This window comes from Arsenicicoccus sp. UBA2120 (genome assembly GCF_002330965.1).
Classification (GTDB): domain Bacteria; phylum Actinomycetota; class Actinomycetes; order Actinomycetales; family Dermatophilaceae; genus Arsenicicoccus; species Arsenicicoccus bolidensis.
Genome location: NZ_DCYC01000080.1, coordinates 38,433 through 61,160, shown reverse-complemented (window position 1 = coordinate 61,160; position 22,728 = coordinate 38,433). Strand labels below are relative to the sequence as shown.

Here is a 22,728-nt window from a genome sequence, read left to right as displayed (position 1 = left end):
GTCAGTACTCCACCTTCTGCGAGCGCTTGCGGATGATCGTGACCTCGTCACGGTTGTTGCCCGTGGGCCCGATGTAGTTGAAGAAGTAGGACAGCTGGGCGTAGCCGCCGATGATGTGGCTCGGCTTGACCATGATCCGGGTCATGGAGTTGTGGATGCCGCCACGCTTGCCGTTGTGCTCGGTGAGGGGCACGTCGATCAGGCGGTCCTGCGCGTGGGGCATGTAGATCGTGCCCTCGGGCATCCGGTGCGTGACGATCACGCGGGATGCGACGACGCCGTTGCGGTTGACCGCCTCGACCCACTCGTTGTCCTTGACCCCGATCTTGGCGGCGTCCTTGTCGGACATCCAGATCGACTGGCCGCCGCGACCGAGGGACAGCATGAACAGGTTGTCCTGGTACTCCGAGTGGATGGACCACTTGTTGTGCGGGGTCAGATAGCGCACGGACACCGCCACTCCTGCGTCGGACTCCGACACCTCGCCGAGCGGGCGCTCGCCGAACAGCTGGGTCATGTTGAGCGGTGGGCGGTAGGTCGGCAGGGCCTCCCCCATCCGCTGCAGCCAGTCGTGGTCGAGGTAGAACTGCTGGCGCCCGGTCAGTGTGTGGAACGGCTTGAGCCGCTCGATGTTGATCGTGAACGGGCTGTAGCGGCGACCGCCCGACTCCGAGCCCGACCACTCCGGGGAGGTGATGACGGGGACGGGGGCGGCCACGGTGTCGACATACGTGACCTGCTTGCCCTCGTGCTCGGCGGCCAGGTCGTGCATCTGGTGGCCGGTGCGCTTCTCCAGGGTCTTGAAGCCCTGGGTGGCGAGGTGGCCGTTGGTGGTGCCCGACAGCGCCATGATCGCCTCGGCGACGTCCACAGCGGTGTCGAGGCGCGGGTTGCCCTGCCCGGCACCGCGGCTCGCGACGCCGTTCTTGCGCCGCAGGTAGTCGACCTCGCGCTTGACGTCGTAGGTTACGCCCTTGGTGGTCGTCCCGAGCTTGTCCAGCAGCGGGCCGATCGAGGTCATCTTGTCGTGGATCTTGGTGTAGTCCCGCTCGACCACGGCCAGGACCGGCAGGGTCTTGCCCGGGACGGGCTCGCACTCGCCGGCCTTCCAGTCCAGGACCCGGCCGTGCACCGTCGCCATGGACTCGGGGGTGTCGTGCCACAGCGGCTTGGCGACGAGGTCCTTGCGGGTGCCGAGGTGGGTCCCGGCGAGCTCGCTGAAGGTCTCGGCGATGGTGACGAAGGCGTCCCAGTCCGACCGGCTCTGCCACGGCGGGGCGATCGCCGGGTTGAACGAGTGGATGAACGGGTGCATGTCCGTGGTGTTGATGTCGTTCTTCTCGTACCACGTGGCGGCGGGCAGGACGACGTCGGACAGCAGGGTCGAGCTCGTCATGCGGAAGTCGATCGTCATCAGCATGTCGAGCTTGCCCTCGGGGGCCCGCTCGGGCCAGGCGACGTCCGCCGGGCGCTTGTCCGCCGGCGCCTCCTCGGCGTTGACGCCGTGGTCCGTGCCGAGCAGGTGCTTGAGGAAGTACTCGTCACCCTTGGCGGAGCTGCCGAACAGGTTGGCGCGCCACATCATCAGCACGCGCGGCCAGTTCTCCTCGGCCTCGGGGTCCTCGGCCGCAAAGCTCAGCTCGCCCTTCTTGAGCTGGTCGACGACGTAGGCCGGGACCTCCATCCCGGCCGCCTCCGCCTCGTCGGGCAACGCGATCGAGGAGCGGTTGAACGTCGGGTAGCTCGGCATCCACCCGAGCCGCGCGGACTGAGCGACCAGGTCGGCCACCGTCTTGCCGGGGAAGGCCCCTCGGCCCGCGCCGATGTCGTTGGCGGTGTAGGTGTCGTAGCGGTACTGGCTGGTGTGGAGGTACCAGTAGGCCGTCTGGATCATGTGGCGCGGCGGGCGCTGCCAGTCGAGGGCGAAGGCCGTGTGCTGGAAGCCGGTCAGCGGGCGGACCTTCTCCTGACCGACGTAGTGCGCCCAGCCGCCGCCGTTGCGGCCCTGGCAGCCGGTGATCGTCGTGAGGACGAGCATCGCGCGGTAGATCAGGTCCGAGTGGTACCAGTGGTTGGTGCCAGCGCCCATGAGGATCATCGAGCGGCCGTGGGTGTCGACGGCGTTCTGCGCGAACTCGCGCGCGATGCGGGCGACCTTGTCGGCGGGGACGGCGGTGATGTCCTCCTGCCAGGCCGGGGTGTAGGCGCCGGTGACGTCCTCGTAGCCGGTCGGCCAGTCGCCGATCAGGCCGGGGCGGGCCACGCCGTACTGCGCGAGCATGAGGTCGAAGACGGTCGTGACGTAGCGGTCGCCGATGCGGCGCACCGGGACGCCGCGGCGCTGCAGCGTCGCCTGGCCGTCCAGGGCGTCGAAGCGCGGCAGGGACACCTCGAGCGTCTCGGCGCCGTCGGCGAGCAGGGACAGGCGGGGGCTGACGTCGCCCAGGTCGAGGTTCCACTGCCCCATGCCCTCGTCGCCGAAGCGGTGGCCGAGCGAGCCGCGGGGCACGACGACCTCGTCGGTGCGCTCGTCGACGAGCATCGGCTTCCACATGGCGTTCTCGGACCCGGACTCCGGGCCGCCGGGGACGTCGCCGGCCACGGCGAACTTGCCGGGCGTGACCACCTGGCCGCCGTCCGCGCCCTCCTCGACGTCCAGCCAGACCAGGTAGGGCAGGTCCGTGTAGGTCTTGGTGTAGTCCTGGAAGAACTCGACCTGCTGGTCGACGAAGAACTCCTTGAGGATGACGTGGCCCATCGCCATCGCGAGCGCCGCGTCGCTGCCGGGCTGGGCCGCCAGCCACTCGTCGGCGAACTTGACGTTCTCGGCGTAGTCCGGGGACACGACGACGACCTTCTGCCCGCGGTAGCGCGCCTCGGTCATCCAGTGCGCGTCGGGCGTGCGGGTGAGCGGGACGTTGGAGCCCCACATCATCAGGTAGCCCGCGTCCCACCAGTCCCCCGACTCGGGGACGTCGGTCTGGTCCCCGAACATCTGGGGCGAGGCGACCGGCAGGTCGGCATACCAGTCGTAGAAGGAGAGCATGGTGCCGCCGATGAGCTCGGTGAACCGGGCCCCGGAGGCGTAGGAGACCATCGACATCGCGGGGATCGGCGAGAAGCCGGCGATGCGGTCCGGGCCCCAGCGCTTGATCGTGAACACGTTGGCGGCGGCGACCATCTCGGCCGCCTCGCCCCAGCTCGCGCGCACGAGCCCGCCCTTGCCGCGGGCGGACTGGTAGCGACGACGCTTGTCCTCGTCCTGCACGATCGAGGCCCAGGCGAGCACCGGGTCGCCGTACTCCTGCTTGGCCGTGCGGTACATGTCGAGCAGCACGCCGCGGATGTAGGGGTAGCGGACCCGGGTGGGGCTGTAGGTGTACCAGGAGAAGGCCGCGCCGCGGGGGCAGCCGCGGGGCTCGTACTCCGGGCGATCGCCGCCGGTCGACGGGTAGTCCGTCTGCTGCGCCTCCCAGGTGATGATCCCGTCCTTGACGTAGACCTTCCACGAGCACGAGCCCGTGCAGTTGACGCCGTGGGTGGACCGCACGACCTTGTCGTGGCTCCAGCGGTCGCGGTAGAACGCGTCGGCCTTGCGGCCGCCGATCTGGTGCAGGGTCCGCTTGTCGGGGCTCACCTCCCCCTTGGTGAAGAACCGCCGGGTCCCCACGAGGGCCTCGGCGAGGGGGGTGTCGATGCCCGAGGGGCCTCGACCTCCGCGATGGGTCGATGTGCTCATGCGTCTCTCCTGCGGTTGGCGCGTCGTCGGGTCGTGGTGCTGGGTGGCAGGACCGGCCCCGGGAGGCCTGTCCCCACCGTATGCCGGAAGGGGGTCCGCGTCGTCAGGTGAGCCGTGGTGACAGCGATGTCGTCGTGCGGCGTCATGACGACGTCGACCTCGGGCTCGCCGAGCCGGTCGAGGACCCCGGTGATCAGGCCGCGGCGGAAGGCGTAGAGGACGGGCGCGTGCCGGGCGGCGATCGCGAGGAAGGGCGCGGCCCGCAGCTCGAGGTCGACGGTGCGGCCACCCTCGCCGAGCGAGATGTCGTGCCGGAAGCCCCACTGCGCCATGGTCTGCACGAGGCGCTCCACGGTGACCAGCCACTCCCCCGGCGTCGCGGCCGGCGCCCAGGCCGGCGGCTCGACGTCGGCGTGCTCGCGGGACCAGGCGCGGGCGGCGGGGAACATCGCCTCCGAGCCCGCCGGCTCCGCCAGCCCCCAGCAGGAGGTGACCAGGGCGGACAGCTCGCGGTGCGTCGGGTGCAGCCGCACCCCCGCGGGGACGAGGTGATAGATCTTGCGCGGCCGCCCCACGGTCCCCAGGCGCTCGGACCGGGCCTCCACGACGTGCGACGCGAGCAGGACGTCCAGGTGGAAGCGCGCGGTCGTCACGTGGATGTCGAGGCGGGTGGCGATGTCCTGCGCGGCGAGCCCGGGGCGGCCGTGGACCGTGACTGGCGCGGAGGCGAGGACGTCGATGATGCGCCGGCGCATGGACGGGGCCAGCAGGCTCGGGCGGCCGTCGGCCTCGGGGCCCCACCGGAGCTCCTGCGCCACGCTCCTCATCGCCTCTCCTGCGGTCGCCCGTCACGGTGCACCGGTGTCATCGACGCCATCGGTGCATGCCTCCTCCAAAAAGAGGAGCACGCCTGCAGCATAGCCGGACCAGCGATGCCACGACAGAGGGGGGGTGCCCTCCTCTATATTCGGAGGCTGTGCCAAACTTGCTGGTGAGATCCTCCGCGCAATGCCTCGCAGGGCCTGAGCCGGGCGTCTCGCGGCGACTGCACCAGCAGCGTCTCCGCCATACAGCCTGATCCTATTAATGCCTGGAGCAAGGAGCACGTCGTGAGCACACCCGCCACCGACGCCCCGACGACCACGTCCCACGAGAGCCAGCCCGTCGGCGCCAACCGGGTCCTGACCTGGTCGACCACCGCGTTCACCGTGATGTTCGCCGTCTGGATGATGTTCGGCATCCTGCAGAAGCCCATCCGGGCGGAGCTGCACCTCAGCGAGGAGCAGTACTCCTGGATCCTCGCCGCGGCGATCCTCAACGGCTCGATGTGGCGCCTGCCCGCCGGCATGATCACCGACCGCATCGGTGGCCGCAAGGTCATGACCGTGCTGCTGCTCGCGAGCGCCGTCCCGGCCTACCTCGTCTCGCAGGCGCACAGCTACGGCATGCTCCTGCTGCTGGCCTTCCTCGTGGGCTTCGCCGGCAACTCCTTCTCCTCGGGCATCGCGTGGAACTCCGCCTGGTTCACCCGTGGTCGGCAGGGCTTCGCGCTCGGCGTCTTCGGTGCCGGCAACGTCGGGGCCTCGGTCACGAAGTTCATCGGCCCGCCGCTGATCGCCACGACCGCCGGAGCCACGTACCTCGGTGTCGTCCAGGGCGGCTGGCGCCTCGTGCCGGTGATCTACTCCGTCCTGCTGGTGCTCCTCGCGGCGGCCACGTGGTTCGGGACCCCCTCGACCGACCGCATGCCCGGCGCCTCCAAGCCCCTCGACGAGATGCTCGCCCCGCTGCGGCAGGTGCGCGTATGGCGGTTCAGCCTCTACTACGTCGCGGTGTTCGGCGCCTACGTCGCCCTCTCGAGCACGCTGCCCAACTACTACATGGATACCTTCGGCGTCTCGCTCAGCACGGCCGGCCTGCTCACCGCGCTGTTCATCTTCCCCGCGTCCCTGCTGCGCCCCGTCGGCGGCTGGTTCTCCGACCGCTTCGGCGCGCGCAAGGCGATGTACGGCACCTTCTGGGTCATGCTCGCCACCACGGGCCTGCTGATGATGCCCAACGGCCACCTGACCATCAACCACGCCGACGGCTCCCAGACCGAGCACCTGCCCTACGCGATCTCGATCGTGCCGTTCACGATCGTCGTCTTCCTCCTCGGCTGCGCCATGGGCGTCGGCAAGGCCGCCGTCTACAAGCACATCCCCGAGTACTTCCCCGACAACGTCGGCTCCGTCGGCGGCCTCGTCGGCATGCTCGGCGGCCTCGGCGGGTTCTTCCTCCCGCCGCTGTTCGCCTACACCAAGTCCTGGTCAGGCTTCCCGTCCAGCACCTTCTTCGTCCTGTTCCTCCTCACCGCCGTGTGCCTGATCTGGATGCACCTCACGATCGTGCGGATGCTCCACGACCGGTCCCCCCACCTCGCGGACCAGTTCGACCAGCCGCACCCCGAGCCCTCCCGCCACCCCGCGTGAGACACCCCAACAGGCATAACCCACCCACCACCCTGCACCAGCCCGCGTCCCGTCATACGGTCGAGACGTCCCACCACCTCAGCACCCGTGGAGTAGACAACCCATGAGCACCGCAACCAGCTCCCGCCAAGGGGGCGAGTGGCTCCAGTCCTGGGATCCCGAGAACGACCAGACCTGGGACAAGGCACTCGCCTGGCGCACCCTCACGATCACGACGTTCACCCTCACCATGTGCTTCGTAGCGTGGTACCTCCCCAGCGCGGTCATCCCCAAGCTCAACGCCCTGGGCTACAGCTTCAGCAAGACCGAGCTCTACTGGATGTCCGCGATGCCCGGCCTCGCCGCCGGTCTGCTGCGCATCGTCTGGATGGTCCTGCCGCCCATCCTCGGCACCCGCAAGATGGTCGCGCTGACCACGCTGCTCCTCGTCTTCCCGATCCTCGGGTGGGGCGTGCGCGTCCAGAGCCCCTCCGCCCCCTACTGGGAGCTCATGGTCCTGGCCTTCCTCGCCGGCATCGGTGGTGGCGCCTTCTCCGGCTTCATGCCGTCGACGTCCTACTTCTTCCCCCGCCGCATGCAGGGCACCGCGCTCGGCCTGCAGGCCGGCATCGGCAACCTCGGCGTCTCCCTCGTGCAGCTGCTCACGCCGTGGCTCATCGGCTTCTCGATGATCGGGTTCCTCGGCGGCTCACAGGCGATGAAGGTCGCGGGCAAGCCCAACACGCAGGTGTGGTACCAGAACGCCGCGTTCATCTGGATCCCGCTGATCCTCATCGGCGCCGCCTGGGCGTGGTTCGCGCTCAAGTCCGTGCCGGTCAAGGCCAACGTCCGCCAGCAGTTCGACATCTTCGGCAACCAGGACACCTGGTGGATGACGCTGATCTACATCATGACCTTCGGCACCTTCTCGGGCCTGGCCGCCCAGTTCGGTCTGCTGATGGGCAACCTCTACGGCTCCGGCAACGCCGACATCGTGTCCGGCTCCGGCGCCGCCGCCAAGATCCTCGTCGAGGGCTACTCGGTCCCCGACCCGGTCAAGTTCGTCTTCCTCGGCCCGCTGGTCGGCGCGCTCGCCCGCATGCTGTTCTCCCCGCTGACCGACCGCATGGGCGGCGCGATCTGGACGCTCATCTCCGGCCTCGGCCTGATCGCCTCGATCGTCTACACGATCCCGGCGCTCACCCCGGACACCTCGTCCGCCGCGGCGCTGCAGGGTGACTTCACGCGGTTCCTGTGGGGAATGCTCGCGATCTTCCTGTTCTCGGGGATCGGCAACGCCTCGACGTTCAAGCAGATGCCGATGATCTTCGAGAAGCGTCAGGCCGGCGGCGTCATCGGCTGGACCGCCGCCATCGCCGCCTTCGGTCCGTTCTTCTTCGCCCTCGGCATCGGCATCATGGGCGCCACCCTCTTCTACTGGGTCGGCGTCGTCTGGGCCGTCATGTGCGTGGCGATCACGTGGATGCGCTACGCCCGCAAGGGGGCTCCCAAGCCCGGCTGATCGCTCAGCTCGTCGCCTCGGAGGGCCGGTCGCTCGTCGACCGGCCCTCCGTCGCGTCCGGGCTGGGTGCGTCCGGGCTCGTGACATCGGAGGTCGTGGCGTCTGCGCTCGCGGCCTCCGGGCGGCGGCGGACGTGGTCGATGTCCAGACCCTCGGCGACCTGCTCGCCGGCGTGGAGGGCACCGCTCATCTCGACGGTGCACACGTCGGGGGCGACCATGGGCGTCACCCGGACGGCCGGGTCCTGGACGCCGAGCCCCTCGAGGGATCCCCGGACCAGACCGAGATGTATGGCGCAGACGACGTCGGGGTGCCGGACCGCGGCGGCCTTCATCGGGCAGTGGGTCAACGTGGCCTGGCACCGCCCGGCGGGGTCCCCCTCGACGGTCACCGTCTCGCGTGGGTAGCCCCACCGCGCCAGGACGTCGAGCAGCTCGCGCACCGGCACCTCGCCCTGGGACCCCTCCGGGGCCACGTGGTCCAGATGGTGGCGTGACCAGGCCTCGCCGGCCCGCGTCGCCGCCTCCACGCGGGCGTCCTCGTCGCCGCCCAGCGTCTCGGCGAGCACGTCCGCGAGGACGACATACGCGGCGGTGTCGACGGGCACGGCCTCGGCGCGACGGCGATAGACCTTGCTGGGACGGCCCGGCCGGTCGCGTCGCTCGACGCCCGACTCCAGCACGCCGGCCTGCTCGAGCTGGTCGAGGTGGAAGCGCACGGTCGTGACGTGCAGGTCGAGCTCCTCGGCCAGCCGGCTCGCGGTCCAACGGTCGGGATCGGCGGCGACCAGGTCGGTGATGGACCGGCGGACCGCCGACGAGAGGAGCGCCTCGCGATCCTTGGGCATGGCCTGCCTCCAGCGTGCTACGACCGCTCGGTGATGGCGGCCCTTGAACGATCAGCGTAGTGCCAGCCGGCCCGGCCGTGGCGGAGACCTCCGGCTCGGGCGGCGGACACGATCCGTCAACCCCAAGACCATTCCGGCGCCTCTCGACGTCTGTTCATGCCCGATTGTCGCGGTGGTCGGCTGGGAGTCGGTCAATCGGACAGATTCTCACCCCTTCGCCCCCGGCGACCAGGTGACGATCACGCTGCCCATCACGGTCCAGGCCGCGGGCACCAACCTCAAGGCCACCCTCTCGACCGCCCCGGCAGCCCTGACCGGCACCGCGGCCCTGGTCTCCGAGGTCAACGTCAACAACGGCTCCGTCGTGACGCTGACGCCCGTCGGGACCGCGCCCAACCTCACGAGCACCGGCACCAACCAGTGGGCCATCACCTCGGCCCACAACGGCGCGACCTACCTCGCCACCATGAAGTACACGGTTCGCGCGACGAGCACCGGCGCGGCCCGCACCGAGCCGGCCGGCGGCAGCGGATGGTGGAACACGACGCTCAACGGCACCTCGGTGTCCACCCGCAACCTGCCCTTCACCCTCACCCAGAACTGATCCACCGATCCCTGGAGGCACCCCATGTCCCGTCGGCGCGTCCTGGCCACGCTCGGCGTCACCGCCGTCGCGGCGACCGCCGTCATCGCGGCGCCCACCGGTGACACCCAGGCACGGTGGACCGAGACCCGCACCAGCGTCGTCCCCAGGATGACGATGGGCACGCCTACTCTGACGCCCACGGACGTCCCCGTCACCAAGCCGTTCACGGACGCGCTCAAGGCGACCCTCAAGAACGACGCCGGCTACGGCCTCGAGTACCGCCCCTACCAGGTGAACCTGACGGCGATGCCTAGCACCCCCACGACCAGTGCCATGGCGAGCGACTTCCTGAACAACAGGGTGCAGTACGACTACACGGGATGCTCGTCGACGACCGCGCTGTGGCAGACAGCTCTCGGGACGGCCGCCACGACAGCCGTGTCGCCGGTGACCGCCGCGGTCCGCACGCCCCTCGCCAAGGCTTCCTCAACGTCCCACTGCGTGATCGTCAAGCCCAGCGGGACCGACTACGACCGCTACAACAGGTTCGCAGGTCGCGAGTTCCAGGTGACGACCACCGGCCGGGCCGTCTCGGTGGCCGGCACGGCGACCAAGGACTGGACCTGGACGAGTCGTTACGTCATCTCGATCCCCTCCCCGATGCTGGGCTCCGACGGAAACGTCTGCACCACGGGCCTGGCCGAGAACGTGCGACTGTACTGGGCCTGGCCCAACGCCGCCACGAGCTCGTCAGGCAGCACCCCGGCGATCAACCGGTGGGAGGTCTGGGCTCGCCCCAAGGGCTCGACCGTCCCCTTCAAGCTGGTCCAGGGCGGGATCCCAGCCAACGACCGGGACCAGTGGGTCAGCTATATCGCCATGAACAACGCCGGGTATGGCCCGGGCACCTACGAGTTCGTCGTGCGTGTCTACCCCGTCGCCGGTAGCACGAAGTACGCCGAGAGCACCGTGATGTGGTACGCGACGCGCCCCACCAGCGGAAGCTTCTGGACGTGCGGCTCCCCTGCCACGGCCGCCAACCCCAACGTGGGGATGTGGGGCTACTGATGAGCGCCCTGCCCACCGCCGCCCCGCCCCGGGGTGGAGCGCGTCGCGTGACGCGGCCGGCCCTGCCGGCCCCCGTGCGCCTCGCGGTGTCGGTCGTAGTCGGCGGTCTCGCGACGATCGCCATCGGCCTGCTGGCCCTCATGGTCGTGGTCCCCCTGGTCATGAAGTGGGTCCCGCTCACCGTGCTGCCCGGCTCGATGGAGCCCACCATCCCGATCGGCTCGCAGGTCATCGTCAAGCGTGTGGAGACCGAGCAGGACGTCGCCCGGCTCAAGCAGGGCGACGTCATCACCTTCCTCCCCCGCCCCGACGACAACTCGCTCGTGACCCACCGGATCACCTCGATCTCGGTCGACAGCGACGGGGTCCACAAGATCAAGACCAAGGGTGACCACAACCCCGACGAAGACCTCGAGGTCAAGACGGTCAAGCAGATCCGCGGGGTCATGGTCTACCACCTGCCCAAGGTCGGCTACGTCGCCAACGCCCTCAACCGCGACCAGAAGTCCCGCGGCATCATCATCGTCGCCGGCGCGCTCTTCACCTACGCCCTGTGGCAGCTCGTCGGCCTGCTGCGCGCCCGCTGCCTGCGCGCCGAGGCCGTCACGGACACTCCGTCCGACGCCACCGCCCCCGCCGATCCCGCAACCCCGAAGGACGAGCCATGAGCCGACGACTCGCGCGCCCCGCCGCCGCGGCCGTGCTCGCCGTCGCCCTCGGGTCCCCCCTCGCCTCTCCCGGCGTCGCCCAGGCCGCAGCTCGTATGCCGCAGCCGGCCGCAGCCGTGGCCGCCGACCCGACCCTGGGTTACCTCCTGGTGTCGACCAGCCCGACCGGACCGTGGGAGCCCACTCTGGACACGGGCATCTTCCACGCGGGCCAGCGCCTGGTCCCGGGCCGGACAGTCGGCGGAGCCTTGTACGTCAAGAATGCCTCCCCCGACACCGCCATGCTGACGATCGGGGCCGTTCCTGGCAGCGACGCCGTCTCCGACCCGCTCGCCGAGGTGCTGCACCTGGCCGCCGGCATCGGCGGCGCCGCCACGCCGACCGAGACCTCGCCGACCGCCGCCAGCCTCGCCGCGAGGGGAGGAGATCTGACCACGGGCGCCGTCCGCCCGGGCCAGGTCGTCCGCGTGGAGGTTGCCGCGCTCCTGGCGGGCGCCGTCGGCGATGTCGACCGGACGCTGGCCGAAAATCACACGTGGACGGATCCGATCAGGGTGTCGATGGCGATGACGCCGGCCGATCTCGCTCCGCCGAGCACCGACGTGACTGGAGCAGACGTGGGTCAGACAGGTGGCAGTGACGGCTCGGTGCCCCGCGGGGACGCGTTCGGCGTGTCCTCGGGGCCGCTCTCCGGAGCCCTGGCGCACACGGGGGCCGACGTGATCGTGCTTCTCGCCGCGGGTGGCACAGCCGTGGGCGTCGGCATGCTGCTGATCGCCCTGGCCCGACGACGGCGCGAGGACGAAGACGACACCGCGTCCGGCACACCCCTTCCACCCACTGGTCAGATACCGACTCCCTGACCGCCCACTGGTCAGATGCCAAGCACCTACCCGTGGCCAGAACTGACCACTCGGCGGCGGACGCCGAGGCGGGCCGGACTCCCCCCTCGGGAGCCCGACCCGCTGGCCGTGGGGGCGTCACGGATGACGTTGCTGATACCCACTAGGCGTTACCCAGAGTAGTCGAGACCCGTCACCAGGACTAGGGATCCATTACCTCCCCAGAAGGTGCCCCACAGCCGCCGCGGCGGCGAGCGTCACGGCGCACACCACGACCCACAGGTCCGTCCGGCCCCACCGCGCGGGCTCCGCCCACGTGCGCCGCCCCGACCGCACCACGGGCGACGAGTAGCCCCGCGCCTCCATCGCCACCGCGAGCCGCCCCGCCTGCCGCAACGCCTGCACCAGCAGGGCAAAGGTCAGCACGACCGCGTCCTTGACCCCCCGCCCCAGGACACCACGCGCCCGGCGCACCGCGCGCAGGTCGCCAAAGGTCGACCGCAGCTGGTCGAACCTCTGCAGCGCCACCACCGCCGCCACCACCGGACGTGCCGGCAGCCGCAGTCGCTGCCCGAGCTGGTCCCCCAGCGAGAACGGCTCGAGGTAGCCCGCCAGCACCACGCCGGGCAGCGCCGCCGACGTCATGCGCAGCGCGGGCAGCAGCGCCGCGACGGGATCACGCGTCTCGGCCCACCACCAGTTGGACCACCACAACGAGGCCGCGCCGATCGCCACCGGGGTGAGCCGCAGCACCGGCTGCGGCCAGCGCACCCCGCACAGCACGAGGAGCAGCGCCAGCTCGGCCCCGAGCAGACCCAGCCCCGCCGGCACCGTGGGCACGACCAACCCGACCACCATCGCCACCAGGCTCACCAGCATCAGCGGCAGGGCCGAGGCGTATGCCGCCAGCCCCTGCGCACGACGGCGCACCGGCTCTGCGCCGGCCTGCGGCCTCGCGAGCACGAGCTCGCGGGTGCAGCGCGACGCCAGGCTGCGGTCGTGCGTGGACACCACCACGGTCGTCCCTGCGGCGCGGGCCGCCTCGACGACCCCGGTGACGGCGGCCCACGTGTGGCGGTCCTGGCCGACGGTGGGCTCGTCGAGGAGGAGCACGGACGGGCCGTGGGCGAGGGCGGCGGCGAGCGAGAGGCGTCGCTGCTCGCCCCCCGAGAGGGTGTGCGGGTCGGCGTCGCGGCGGTCGCCGAGGCCGAGCACCTCGAGCAGCGCCCCGGCCCGGGCTGCGAGGGCGTCCTCGTCCTGGCCGAGCGCCCGACCGGTCAGCATCACCTCGTCGACGACGGTCCGGGCGGTGATCGGCAGCTCGGGTCGTTGGGGCACCCACCCGACCGCTGCGGCGAGCTCCGCAGCCCGCCAGCCATGCGGCGCCTCGCGGTCGCCGGCCCCCAGCCGCACCGTGCCGGACGTCGGCTCGAGCAGCCCGGCGGCGCAGGCCACCAGCGTGGACTTGCCGGCGCCCGAGTGACCGGTGACGGCCACCGCCTCCCCCGGCGAGGCCTCCAGAGCCACGTCCCGCAGCACGAGCTGCGGCGGGTGCACCGCCTGCCAGGAGGCCAGCCCCGGCTGCACCTGGCGCAGCACCGCGTCGATCGACGCCGTCACCCCGCCCGGCCGGACCGGCGTCACCAGCCCGGTCGCCACCTCCATCGACGCCGGCGGCGGCGCCCCCGGCACCCACAGGCCCAGCTCCGCCAGCCGCTCCCCCTCGGCGGCCAGCGTCGACGTCATCGGGCCGTCCGCCACCACCCGACCGCCGTCGCCCAGCACGACGAGCCGGTCGCAGACGTCCACCCAGTGCGCGAGCTGGTGCTCGACGACCACCAGGGTGGCCCCCACCTCGGCGACGGCCAGGGCCACCGCCGACCGGACCGCCTCCGCGGCCTCGGGGTCGAGCATCGAGCACGGCTCGTCGAGCAGCACGAGGCCCGGGTCGAGGGCGAGCACGCCCGCGAGCGCGAGGCGCTGGGTCTCGCCGCCGGACAGGGCGCGCGTCTCGCGGTCCACGGCATACGGGAAGGACACGGAGTCCAGCGCCGCCCGCACCCGCTCCCACAGCGGCCCGCGTGGCACGCCGGCGTTCTCGGGGCCGAAGGCCACGTCGCGCCCCACGGTCCGCGCGACCACCGCGTCGTCGGGATCCTGCAGGAGCAGGCCCACCTGCCGCGACACCCGCACCTGCCCCGTCTGGTCACCGCCACCCGTGTCGGCGAGCACGCCGGCCAGCGCCCGGAGCAGGGTCGACTTGCCGGACCCGCTGGCGCCCGCGAGCAGCACCCGCTCCCCCGGCGCCACGCGCAGCGACACCGCGTCGAGGACCGGGCGGGCGGCGCCATACGGGAGCCAGGTGAGGTCGTCGACCTCGACGAGAGCCCCCCTCGGACCCTCGTCGAGGTCGAGACCACGCTCGAGGGAGGCGTCAGCGGCCGTGGGACTCACGCGCCTCGCGGCCCGCCGGGAAGGCGTCGACCACGCCGGCCCGGGCCAGCGCGCGCACCAGCGCGGCGCCCCCGAGCCCGGCGATCAGCGCGCACGAGACCATGCCGAAGCCGAGGTAGACGAGCTTGTGGATCCAGGCGAGCTGCGGGACGTACTGCCACCACTCGTAGAGGCAGATCTCCAGGACGGCACCGAGCACGCCGCCCAGCACCGCGGCCACCATGTCGAACCGCCGCCAGCGCCACAGCCACATCGCCAGCTCCACCCCGAGCGCCTGCAGCAGCCCGGACAGCATCACGAGCCAGCCCCACTTGCTGCCGAGCAGCGTCTCCACGCTCGCGGCGATCAGCTCGACGTAGAGGGCCGCGCCGGGACGCCGGATCAGCAGCGCGCCGGCCACGGCGGGGAGCACCCACACGCCGAGCGCGAGCGAGCCGATCGGGGCATAGCCGACGGCGGCCGCCTCGACGACGTGGTAGAGGGTGCTGTCCCACCCCCAGAAGGCGACGCCCAGCGCGACGGCGAGGACGGCGCCGAGGACGAGGTCGATGCCTCGCCATGACATGAGGGCCCCCGTGGCGAGCGCGGACGGTCGTGCGTGCTGGCCCGGCCGCGCGGTGGCGGCGGAGCCGGTGGTGTTCGGCATACGAGATCTCCTGGTCGGTCACCAAGAGGGAAGGTGACCCCTCGGGTCGCCTCGAGAATCCGACTCCCTAGCGCCGGTGCTAACCGGATCAGGTGCGGAGGGTCTGCGGTCGCCCGCACTCTCAGCGCGATCTGCGCTCCCCTGTCGTGTGAAACGTGACGCTACCGCGAAGATCGTGTGAGACTCAACGCATGGGACCTAACGTGTGGAAGCTCATTGGCACCGGCGCCGCCATGCTGGCCGGCATGGTGGCCAACAAGATCGTCAACTCGGGCTGGCAGAAGGCCACGGGCAAGGAGGCCCCCTCCGACCCCACCAACCCCGACGTGGACTGGAAGGAAGCGCTGGCCTTCGCGGCGTTCTCCGGTCTCGTGATCGGCATCGCGCGCCTGGTGGCGCAGCGTCAGGCGGCCAAGGGGTTCGTCTCCGCGGTCAAGCGCCAGAGCAACGACATCGGTGACGTCGACCTGCAGGCGCAGATCGACGCCCGCACCAACAAGGCCTGATCACCCCGTCCGTCACGCGAGTCGCCCCGACCGGTCCATCGGTCGGGGCGACTCGCTGCTGCTGGGCGGTATGACGGGCCTGGGGGTCTGCGGGCCTGGGTGCGTGGCGGCCTCGGGCCTGGGGTACGTGGCGGCGATCAGGCGGGGGTGCGCAGGGCCGCCAGCCGCCGGTCGAGCTGGTCCAGCCGCAGCGCCACCCGCAGCCGGCGCCGGGTCGGGTCGGGCTCGAGCGCCACGTCGTCGCCGTCGCGCAGCACCTCGGGCAGCTCGACGAGCAGGAGCCGGGACAGGCCCGCCAGCCGCTCGGGGTCGGTGACCAGCCTCGGGTCGTCGAGCACGCCGCGCGCCCGCGCCAGCACCCGGTCGAGCCAGGTCTCGACGTCCCAGCCGAGCGCTCCCCGGCGGTCGTCGAGCCAGTCGCCGACCGCCCCGACCTGGCGGCGCAGGTGCCACAGGTGGTCGGGCTCGTCGGTCGGGACGTGGTCGGCCGGCAGGGCGAGTCCGCCGAGGTAGCCCGCGATCCCGAGGCCCGCGCGTAGCGGCGCCGGCAGCGGGAGGGCGGCGAGCAGCGTGCCGGCACCGACCGTCAGCGCGCGCACGTGGCGCGGTGACGTGGCCGCGGCGTAGACCTCGCGCTCGACCCGACCCATCTCGTCCCTCCTTCCTGCCAGCCTAGGCCCGGGGCCTGGGAGCCGCGTGTCAGTCGGTGGCCAGCGCCGCGGACGGGCTCACCCGCGCGGCCCGACGAGCCGGTATGACGGACGCCAGCCACCCCGCGGCGAGCGCCACTGCGGCGACGAGCCCCAGCCGCGCCCAAGGGATCTCGGTGGTGATGGTCATCTCGCTGCCGAAGAGCGCGTAGGCCCCGCCGAGGCCGTAGGCCACCCCCAGCGCGAGCCCCACGATCGTGCCCACGCCCGCCAGCGTCAGCGCCTCGAGCCCGAGCGTGCTGCGCAGCTGGCGGCGCGTGAGGCCGAGGGCGCGCAGCAGGCCGGACTCCTGGGTGCGCTCGAGCACCGAGAGGCCGAGGGTGTTGCCGATGCCGACCAGCGCGACCAGCACGGCGATGCCGAGCAGGCCGGTGACGACGAGCAGGACGACGTCCATGATCCGCTCCATCTCGGCGCGCTGGGTGGCGACCCCCTGGACCTGGGCGCCCTGGATGGCGACGGCGTCCTGGGCGAGCTGCTCCGACGCGGTGGCCGCGTCCTTGACCTCGGCGAACCTGATCCACGCGGACCCCTTGGCCTGGGGGTCGAGGCGCCGCACGGTGGCCGCCGTGACGACCGGTGCGTCCGCATGGTCCGCGCTGACGTCGGCGCGCAGGTCGAGCCGCGTCGCGCCGTGGGCGAGGGTCACGGTGTCGCCGGTCCGCAGGCCGGAGCTCGCCGGCAGGAGCACGGTGTGGTCGTCGAGCCCGGCAAAGAGCTGCGGCCGGCGCGAGACCTGCACCGCCGCGTCGTCGGCGCCGGTGACGGTGGTCTGCCCGCCGCTCGATCCGCCGGCCTGACCGTCGCTCTGCCCACCGCTCTGGCCGACGTGCACCGGCCGTCCGCCGTGGGTCAGCGTGGCCGGGGCGTCGACGACGAGGGTGGCCGCACCGACGACGCTGCTGCGCCGCAGGGTGTCGAGGTCACGCTGCGCCAGGCCCTGCGGCGCCTGCACGAGGGCGTCCACGGGGGTCTGCTTGTCGAGCGCGTCGGTGGCCGAGCGCACCCCTGTCGCCGAGCCCACGCTCATCATCGTGATCAGCGTGACCCCGACGAGCAGGGCGCTCGCGGTGGCCGCGGCCCGAGCGGGGTTGCGGCCGGCGTTGTCGACGGCGAGCGACCCGGGGACGCCGCCGAGGCGGGCGGGCAGCGCACCGACGGCGCGGGCGAGGCCGGGCACCACCACGGGGGCGACCATGAGCACGCCGAGGAAGGACAGGAGTCCACCGGGGATGCCCGTCACGAGCTGGTGCTGGAGGGCGCCGTGCACGAGCAGCCCGAACCCACCTGCCGCGAGGACCGATCCGACCCCGACGCGCAGGGCGCGGACGCGCCGCACCCGCGTCGCGGTCTCGGGGCGCAGGGCCGCGAGCGGCTTGACGCGCGTCGCCGCGCGGGCCGGGGCGAGGCTCGCCACGAGGGTGACCAGGATGCCCGTCGCGAGGGGAGCCAGGACCGCGAGCGGGGTGACGACCAGGCTGCCGAGGTCCATGTCGGTGCCGTGCGAGAGCTGCACGAGCGTCGCCGCCAGACCCGCGCCGAGCGCCAGCCCCGCGACGGAGCCGAGGACGCCGACGAGCAGCGCCTCGGCCACGACGGACCCGCGCACCTGCCGCCGCTCGGCGCCGATGCAGCGCAGGAGCGCGAGCTGACGGGTGCGCTGGGCGACGAGGATCGCAAAGGTGTTGGCGATGACCAGCGCCGAGACGAACACGGCGATGAGCGCGAAGACGAGCAGCATCGCGGTGAGCTGCGTGACGCCCTGGACCATCTGGGTCACGCGGTGGTCCTTCTCCTGCTGGCCGGTGCGGACCGTGAGGCCCTTGGCTGCGGGGAGACCGGCGACGGAGGCGCGCAGCTGCTCGTCGTCCACGGCCGCGCCGCCCGGAGCCTGCGTCAGGTCGAGCTCCCGATAGCCCGTGGTGCCCGTCCAGGCCCAGATGTCCTGGTCCTGGGCGAAGGCCACCGGCATCCCCTGGCCCTGCACGACGTCACGCCCCGGCTTGACGATGCCGACGACCGTGGCCTCGGCCGGACGGGCCTCCTGCGGCCGCTGCTCGGTGCCGGTGCCAGGGCTGGTGCCGGTGCCGCGCTGCAGCAGGCGGGTCGTGCTGCCCACGGCGAGCTTGCGCGCCGAGGCGACCCAGTCCACGACGGCGATCTCGCCGCGGCGGGCGGGCAGGCGTCCGGCCGTGAGCGTCGTCGTCCCGGACAGCTGCGGCACTGACCGCAGCACGAGGGAGGCCTCGCGACCCCCGAGGTCCTGCTGGACGGCCCCGCCGACCACCGTGCGCACGGAGGCACCCGGGTAGGCGCGCGTCACCTGCGCGGCGAGCCCGGGGGGTATGACGGCCGGGCCGCCGCGAGGCGCGCCCCCCACGCCCGAGGACCCGTCCGGCGTGGTGACGACCACGCTCGCTCGGCCCACCGAGCCGGCGGCGTCGCGCGCCAGGGACTCGCGGAAGGTGTCGCCCACCATGAACGTGGCCGCGACGAAGGCGATGCCCATCGTGATGGCGACCAGGACGCTGACGAAGCGCCGGGCCTGACCGTGGATCATGCTGGCCGCCAGGGAGATCGAGGTGCGCACGGCGATCACGCCCCCAGCCCGCGCAGGGCGGCCAGCACGTCGTCGGCGGTGGGGTGCCGCAGCTCCCCCGCCATGCGACCGTCCGCGAGGAGCAGCACGCGGTCGGCATACGTCGCGGCCCCGGGGTCGTGGGTCACCATCACGACGGTCTGGCCCAGCTCACGCACGCAGCGCCGAAGGAAGTCCAGCAGCTCGTGCCCGGTCACGCTGTCGAGGGCGCCCGTCGGCTCGTCGGCAAAGATCACGCGCGGCCGCATGACGAGGGCGCGGGCCACCGCCACGCGCTGCTGCTGCCCGCCGGAGAGCTCGGTCGGCTTGTGCCCCAGACGATCTGTCAGGCCCAGCACCCGCACCACATGCTCGAACCATTCGCGGTCGGGGGTGCGGCCCGCGAGGCGCAGGGGCAGGGTGATGTTGGCCTCGGCGGTCAGCGTCGGGAGCAGGTTGAAGGCCTGGAAGACGAACCCCACCTGCTCGCGCCGCAGCAGCGTCAGCCGCGTGTCGTCCAGCGTGGTGAGGTCGGTGTCGCCGACCCAGACCTGCCCGCTCGTGACGTCGTCGAGGCCCGCCGCGCAGTGCATCAGCGTCGACTTGCCGGACCCCGACGGGCCCATGATCGCGGTGAGCTCCCCCTCGGCGATCTCCACGTCCACGTGGTCCAGGGCGACGACGCGGGTGTCGCCGCTGCCATAGGTCTTGGTGAGGTCACGCGCGCGCACGGCCGCGCGGGTCACGGTGGTCGGGCTGGTGGTCGGGCTGGTGGTCGTCATCGGGTCGCTCCGTCTGGTCGTCGGACATCGCTGGTGCGCGGTCGATGTCGACGCTAGGGAGCGGCCGGTGTCGCCCGGATCGACCTGCGGTCTCGACCCCGGGGGCGACCCGAGGACCACGGGCGCAGCGGGCCTACGACTGCGGTCGCACGAGCCCTGTGTCGTAGGCGAGGACGACCATCTGCACCCGGTCTCGCAGGTGGAGCTTGGCGAGGATCCGCCCGACGTGGGTCTTGACGGTGGCCTCGGCCACATAGAGCTCGGCCGCGATCTCCTGGTTGGAGCGCCCCTGCCCCACCGCGAGCAGCACCTCGCGCTCCCGCTCGGTCAGCGGGGCGAGCCGCTCCTCGGCGCTCCGCAGGGGCTCGTGCTCGTCGGGCAGCCCGGGCAGGAACCTCTCGAGCAGGCGCCGGGTCGCGCTCGGGGCGACGACCGAGTCTCCTTGGTGCACAGCGCGTATGGCGGCCAGCAGCTCCGCCGGGCCCGCGTCCTTGAGGAGGAAGCCGCCGGCACCGGCCTTGAGCGCGGTGTGGACGTACTCGTCGAGGTCGAAGGTCGTGAGCACGAGGACCTTGGCCGCGGCGCCCGAGGCCACGATCCGTCGGGTCGCCTCAACGCCGTCCATGCGTGGCATCCGGATGTCCATGAGCACCACGTCGGCCTGCGCGGCCAGCTCGACCGCCGCCGCGCCGTCGCCCACCTCACCCACGACCTGCATGTCGGGCTGGGCGTCCAGCACCATCCGGAAGCCCATCCGCACCAGCTCCTGGTCGTCCGCCAGCAGCAGCCTGATCTGCTCGTCGCTCACTCGCGCTCCCGTCGTCGTCCCGTCGTGACCGGGACCGGCACGGTGGGCGCCGTCGGCGGCGCCTCCGGGTCCCGCGTCGGCAGGCTAGCAAGCACCTCGAAGCCACCCCCGACCCGCTCCCGGGCCGTGAAGGTCCCGCCGATCGACGCCATCCGCTCGCGCATCCCGATCAGCCCATGGCCGCGCCCGTCCGACCCGCCACCTGGACCCCGACCCGTGTCGCGCACGGCCAGCTCGACCCGGTCCGGGTGGTGAGCGAGCTCGACCCGCACGGTCGCCGCCGGTCCCGCGTGCTTGAGGGCGTTGGTCAGCGCCTCCTGCACCACGCGGTAGGCCGCCATCTGCTGCGCCGGCCCGAGCGCCTCGTGCACCCGCTCGTCGCCGACCTGCGTCAGGGTCGCCGGCAAGCCCGCGTCGTTGACGTGCGCCACCAGCTCCTCTACCTGCTCGAGCGTGGCCTGCGGGGTGTAGGCCGCCGCCTCCCCCTCCTCGCGCAGCACCCCCACGAGGCGCCGGGTCTCGCCGAGCGCGCCCCGGGCGGTGTCGCCGATCGTGGCGAGCGTCCGGGCGGCGACCATGCGCGAGGCGTCGACGTCACCGTGCTCCACGGCATACGACGCTCCGTCCGCCTGGACCACGATCACGCTGAGCGAGTGCGCGACGACGTCATGCATCTCGCGCGCGATCCGGGCCCGCTCCTCCTGCGCGGCGAGGCGCGCCATCGAGTCGCGTTCGCGCTCCAGGGAGTCCGCCCGGTCGCGCAGGCTCTGCACCATGTCGCGCCGCTGCCTCGCGAGGGCCCCGGGCACGAAGCACGCGACGCTCATGGCGGCGACGAACACCCAGCTGATGACGGCGTACTCCACGCGCTGCGCGCCGGCAGGCCGGACCCAGTTGTAGGTCCAGTCCCAGGCGCCCACCACCCCGCCGACCAGCGCGGCCGCGAGCCACCAGTAGCGCCACCGCGGGTGCCCGTGGGCCGCGACCGCGTAGAGCATCATGAGCGCCGCGAGGTTCTGGGGCATGACGTTGTCAGCGATCACGAGCTGGACCACGCAGCCGAGCGCGACCGCCACAATGGCCGGGTCGGGCCTGGTGCGGCGCCACACGAGGGGCAGGCTGGTGCCGAGGAGGGTCCACGCGAGCCAGCCCACCCAGCCGACGGTGAGCTCGTCGAGCACGCCTGCCGACACGACGAGGCAGAGCAGGGTGACGACCCCCGCCCAGAAGGCGTCGACCAGCATGACGTGCTCGCGGAGCCACCGCTGGAGCCTTAAGAACGCACGCATCCCTCCACGCTAGAGGTGCGGGCGGCGCCGGGTCGTCATACCGCGGTCTGATCCTCCCCCTCCACTCTGGGTCCTCTGCCACCGCCCCCGCCGACGCCCACCCCCACGCCCTGCGCTCTCGGCCCCCCACCACTCGTTGAGAGGCGACAGATGGGGGTTCTGGGCGCGTCATAACCCCCATCTGTCGCCTCTCATTGGGCGGCGGCAGCGCTGTGGATAACCTCTCAGACTACATTTGTTGCCATTTACGATAGTTTGCGTGCGCTCACCTTCTCCCCTGCCCGACCCGTATGATGCCGAGCCCTTCAGGACGTCCGACGCCATGGCATCCGGGGTCTCACGCGATCGACTCCGAGCGTCCGACACTCGAGCCCCTCATCACGGCGTCAGATCCCCGCTCCCTCTCCTTGGCATCGAGCAGGCCGCGAAGGACGCGTTACCGGTGCTGCCGCCGGCGCACGCGTTCAGCAACGTGACGGCCGCCCGACTCATGGGGATGCCCTGGCCGACGCGGTGGACACCGGACGAGCCGGTTCACGTGGTCACCCGGAGCGGACAGTTCCACCTCGAGCGGCCGGGGATCGTCAACCACCGAGGGTTGCAGCGACGCCGAACCATCCTGCTGGAGAACGGCCTGACCTGCACCGATGACCTCCACACCTGGGCCGACGCAGCCTCGTCGCTGTCGGTGGACGAGCTGATCGCAGCGGGCGACTGGATCCTTCGACCACGCTCCACCCGCACCGTCGGGGACCTTGCGAGCGTCCTGCCTCGCAGGATGCGCGGCGTGCGCACGGCGCGGGCGGCCCTGCTGGAGATCCGTCCTGGATCGGCGAGTCCCATGGAGACCAAGACCCGACTTCAGCTGGTGCGCGGGGGCCTGCCCGAGCCGGAGCTCAACGTGACCGTGACGGACGAGGGAGGGTGGCTGGGGATCGTGGACCTGTTCTGGAGGCGGTGGCGGTTGGTGGTGGAGTACGACGGTCGTCACCACGTGGAGCGTCAAAAGACCTGGGAGCGAGACGTGGCCCGGGAGAGGGCCTTTCGCGATGCGGGGTACGACTGCGAGCGCCTCATCAGCAGGAACGTCAACGGCCGCACCCCCGACGCCCTGGCGATCGTGCGGCGTGCCCTGGTGCGCGCCGGGTGGCGTCCAGGGGTGGCGTGACGCCGGCATGGGCCTCCCAGGTGGGTCGCTCCGCCCAGCCCCCACGTTGAGAGGCGACAAATGGG

At 72.0% G+C, this 22,728-nt stretch carries 18 protein-coding genes and 1 riboswitch; of the genes, 8 read left to right on the top strand and 10 right to left on the bottom strand.

The window, feature by feature from the left end; all coding sequences use genetic code 11:
- Window position 1: 1 nt before the first annotated feature.
- A complete protein-coding gene (locus B2P18_RS13655; RefSeq protein ID WP_286961174.1) occupies window positions 2–3,739 on the bottom strand; it encodes a nitrate reductase subunit alpha in 3,738 nt (1,245 codons plus the stop codon).
- Window positions 3,736–4,566 (bottom strand): helix-turn-helix transcriptional regulator, encoded by an 831-nt coding sequence (locus B2P18_RS13650; RefSeq protein ID WP_239265506.1) that lies wholly within the window; start codon window positions 4,564–4,566, stop codon window positions 3,736–3,738. The genes B2P18_RS13655 and B2P18_RS13650 overlap by 4 nt, the downstream gene beginning before the upstream one ends.
- A gap of 282 nt (window positions 4,567–4,848) precedes the next feature.
- Between B2P18_RS13650 and B2P18_RS13645 the strand changes: the two genes are divergently transcribed.
- Both B2P18_RS13645 and B2P18_RS13640 read left to right on the top strand, forming a co-directional pair.
- Window positions 4,849–6,210, top strand: a complete 1,362-nt coding sequence (locus B2P18_RS13645) for an MFS transporter (RefSeq protein WP_029211988.1) — start codon at window positions 4,849–4,851, stop codon at window positions 6,208–6,210.
- Between the two features lie 103 nt (window positions 6,211–6,313).
- Window positions 6,314–7,711 carry an MFS transporter gene (locus B2P18_RS13640; RefSeq protein ID WP_019286579.1) on the top strand — a complete coding sequence of 466 codons (1,398 nt, stop codon included), beginning with the start codon at window positions 6,314–6,316 and terminating at the stop codon, window positions 7,709–7,711.
- Between the two features lie 4 nt (window positions 7,712–7,715).
- Here B2P18_RS13640 and B2P18_RS13635 read toward each other — a convergent pair whose 3' ends face one another.
- On the bottom strand, window positions 7,716–8,558 hold the full coding sequence (locus tag B2P18_RS13635) for a helix-turn-helix transcriptional regulator (RefSeq protein WP_286961171.1): 843 nt from the start codon (window positions 8,556–8,558) through the stop codon (window positions 7,716–7,718).
- A gap of 232 nt (window positions 8,559–8,790) precedes the next feature.
- Here B2P18_RS13635 and B2P18_RS13630 point away from each other — a divergent pair, with 232 nt between their 5' ends.
- The 4 genes from B2P18_RS13630 to B2P18_RS13615 are packed head-to-tail and all read left to right on the top strand — an operon-like array spanning window position 8,791 to window position 11,743.
- The gene (locus B2P18_RS13630) at window positions 8,791–9,162 is read left to right on the top strand and encodes a hypothetical protein (RefSeq protein WP_286961170.1); all 372 of its coding nucleotides are present in this window, start codon (window positions 8,791–8,793) and stop codon (window positions 9,160–9,162) included.
- A gap of 24 nt (window positions 9,163–9,186) precedes the next feature.
- Window positions 9,187–10,212, top strand: coding sequence for a hypothetical protein (locus B2P18_RS13625; protein ID WP_286961168.1), 1,026 nt, complete (start codon window positions 9,187–9,189; stop codon window positions 10,210–10,212).
- Window positions 10,212–10,880, top strand: a complete 669-nt coding sequence (locus tag B2P18_RS13620; protein WP_286961166.1) for a signal peptidase I — start codon at window positions 10,212–10,214, stop codon at window positions 10,878–10,880. Before B2P18_RS13625 ends, B2P18_RS13620 begins: the two co-directional genes overlap by 1 nt.
- Complete coding sequence (locus tag B2P18_RS13615; protein ID WP_019286583.1) at window positions 10,877–11,743, top strand: hypothetical protein; 867 nt, start codon at window positions 10,877–10,879, stop codon at window positions 11,741–11,743. Before B2P18_RS13620 ends, B2P18_RS13615 begins: the two co-directional genes overlap by 4 nt.
- 192 nt (window positions 11,744–11,935) lie before the next feature.
- Here B2P18_RS13615 and B2P18_RS13610 read toward each other — a convergent pair whose 3' ends face one another.
- Window positions 11,936–14,176, bottom strand: coding sequence for an ATP-binding cassette domain-containing protein (locus B2P18_RS13610; RefSeq protein ID WP_286961163.1), 2,241 nt, complete (start codon window positions 14,174–14,176; stop codon window positions 11,936–11,938).
- Entirely contained in the window at window positions 14,157–14,822 is a 666-nt protein-coding gene (locus B2P18_RS13605) for an ECF transporter S component (protein WP_029211981.1), read from the bottom strand. The genes B2P18_RS13610 and B2P18_RS13605 overlap by 20 nt, the downstream gene beginning before the upstream one ends.
- Window positions 14,823–14,869: 47 nt before the next feature.
- Window positions 14,870–14,975, bottom strand: a riboswitch (TPP riboswitch).
- 38 nt (window positions 14,976–15,013) lie between these two features.
- Here B2P18_RS13605 and B2P18_RS13600 point away from each other — a divergent pair.
- On the top strand, window positions 15,014–15,328 hold the full coding sequence (locus tag B2P18_RS13600; protein WP_019286587.1) for a DUF4235 domain-containing protein: 315 nt from the start codon (window positions 15,014–15,016) through the stop codon (window positions 15,326–15,328).
- A 137-nt stretch (window positions 15,329–15,465) separates the two neighbouring features.
- Here B2P18_RS13600 and B2P18_RS13595 read toward each other — a convergent pair whose 3' ends face one another.
- From B2P18_RS13595 to B2P18_RS13575, 5 genes are all read right to left on the bottom strand, one after another.
- Entirely contained in the window at window positions 15,466–15,978 is a 513-nt protein-coding gene (locus B2P18_RS13595) for a hypothetical protein (RefSeq protein ID WP_029211979.1), read from the bottom strand.
- Between the two features lie 49 nt (window positions 15,979–16,027).
- Window positions 16,028–18,637 (bottom strand): FtsX-like permease family protein, encoded by a 2,610-nt coding sequence (locus tag B2P18_RS13590; protein WP_286961160.1) that lies wholly within the window; start codon window positions 18,635–18,637, stop codon window positions 16,028–16,030.
- Window positions 18,634–19,398: an ABC transporter ATP-binding protein gene (locus tag B2P18_RS13585; protein WP_239265490.1), complete on the bottom strand. Its 765-nt coding sequence runs from the start codon at window positions 19,396–19,398 to the stop codon at window positions 18,634–18,636. Before B2P18_RS13585 ends, B2P18_RS13590 begins: the two co-directional genes overlap by 4 nt.
- 133 nt (window positions 19,399–19,531) lie before the next feature.
- Window positions 19,532–20,206 (bottom strand): response regulator, encoded by a 675-nt coding sequence (locus B2P18_RS13580; protein WP_019286590.1) that lies wholly within the window; start codon window positions 20,204–20,206, stop codon window positions 19,532–19,534.
- The gene (locus B2P18_RS13575; RefSeq protein ID WP_205621867.1) at window positions 20,203–21,495 is read right to left on the bottom strand and encodes a sensor histidine kinase; all 1,293 of its coding nucleotides are present in this window, start codon (window positions 21,493–21,495) and stop codon (window positions 20,203–20,205) included. Before B2P18_RS13575 ends, B2P18_RS13580 begins: the two co-directional genes overlap by 4 nt.
- 442 nt (window positions 21,496–21,937) lie before the next feature.
- On the opposite strand from B2P18_RS13575, the gene B2P18_RS13570 reads away from it, so the two are divergent.
- The gene (locus tag B2P18_RS13570; protein ID WP_286961158.1) at window positions 21,938–22,663 is read left to right on the top strand and encodes a DUF559 domain-containing protein; all 726 of its coding nucleotides are present in this window, start codon (window positions 21,938–21,940) and stop codon (window positions 22,661–22,663) included.
- Window positions 22,664–22,728: the final 65 nt, after the last annotated feature.

Bases quoted from the DNA above. Each gene is read 5' to 3' on its own strand.
- B2P18_RS13655 (WP_286961174.1), bottom strand. From the start codon at position 3,739: ATGAGCACATCGACCCATCGCGGAGGTCGAGGCCCCTCGGGCATCGAC.
- B2P18_RS13650 (WP_239265506.1), bottom strand. From the start codon at position 4,566: ATGAGGAGCGTGGCGCAGGAGCTCCGGTGGGGCCCCGAGGCCGACGGC.
- B2P18_RS13640 (WP_019286579.1), top strand. From the start codon at position 6,314: ATGAGCACCGCAACCAGCTCCCGCCAAGGGGGCGAGTGGCTCCAGTCC.
- B2P18_RS13635 (WP_286961171.1), bottom strand. From the start codon at position 8,558: ATGCCCAAGGATCGCGAGGCGCTCCTCTCGTCGGCGGTCCGCCGGTCC.
- B2P18_RS13625 (WP_286961168.1), top strand. From the start codon at position 9,187: ATGTCCCGTCGGCGCGTCCTGGCCACGCTCGGCGTCACCGCCGTCGCG.
- B2P18_RS13620 (WP_286961166.1), top strand. From the start codon at position 10,212: ATGAGCGCCCTGCCCACCGCCGCCCCGCCCCGGGGTGGAGCGCGTCGC.
- B2P18_RS13615 (WP_019286583.1), top strand. From the start codon at position 10,877: ATGAGCCGACGACTCGCGCGCCCCGCCGCCGCGGCCGTGCTCGCCGTC.
- B2P18_RS13605 (WP_029211981.1), bottom strand. From the start codon at position 14,822: ATGCCGAACACCACCGGCTCCGCCGCCACCGCGCGGCCGGGCCAGCAC.
- B2P18_RS13600 (WP_019286587.1), top strand. From the start codon at position 15,014: ATGGGACCTAACGTGTGGAAGCTCATTGGCACCGGCGCCGCCATGCTG.
- B2P18_RS13595 (WP_029211979.1), bottom strand. From the start codon at position 15,978: ATGGGTCGGGTCGAGCGCGAGGTCTACGCCGCGGCCACGTCACCGCGC.
- B2P18_RS13585 (WP_239265490.1), bottom strand. From the start codon at position 19,398: ATGACGACCACCAGCCCGACCACCAGCCCGACCACCGTGACCCGCGCG.
- B2P18_RS13575 (WP_205621867.1), bottom strand. From the start codon at position 21,495: ATGCGTGCGTTCTTAAGGCTCCAGCGGTGGCTCCGCGAGCACGTCATG.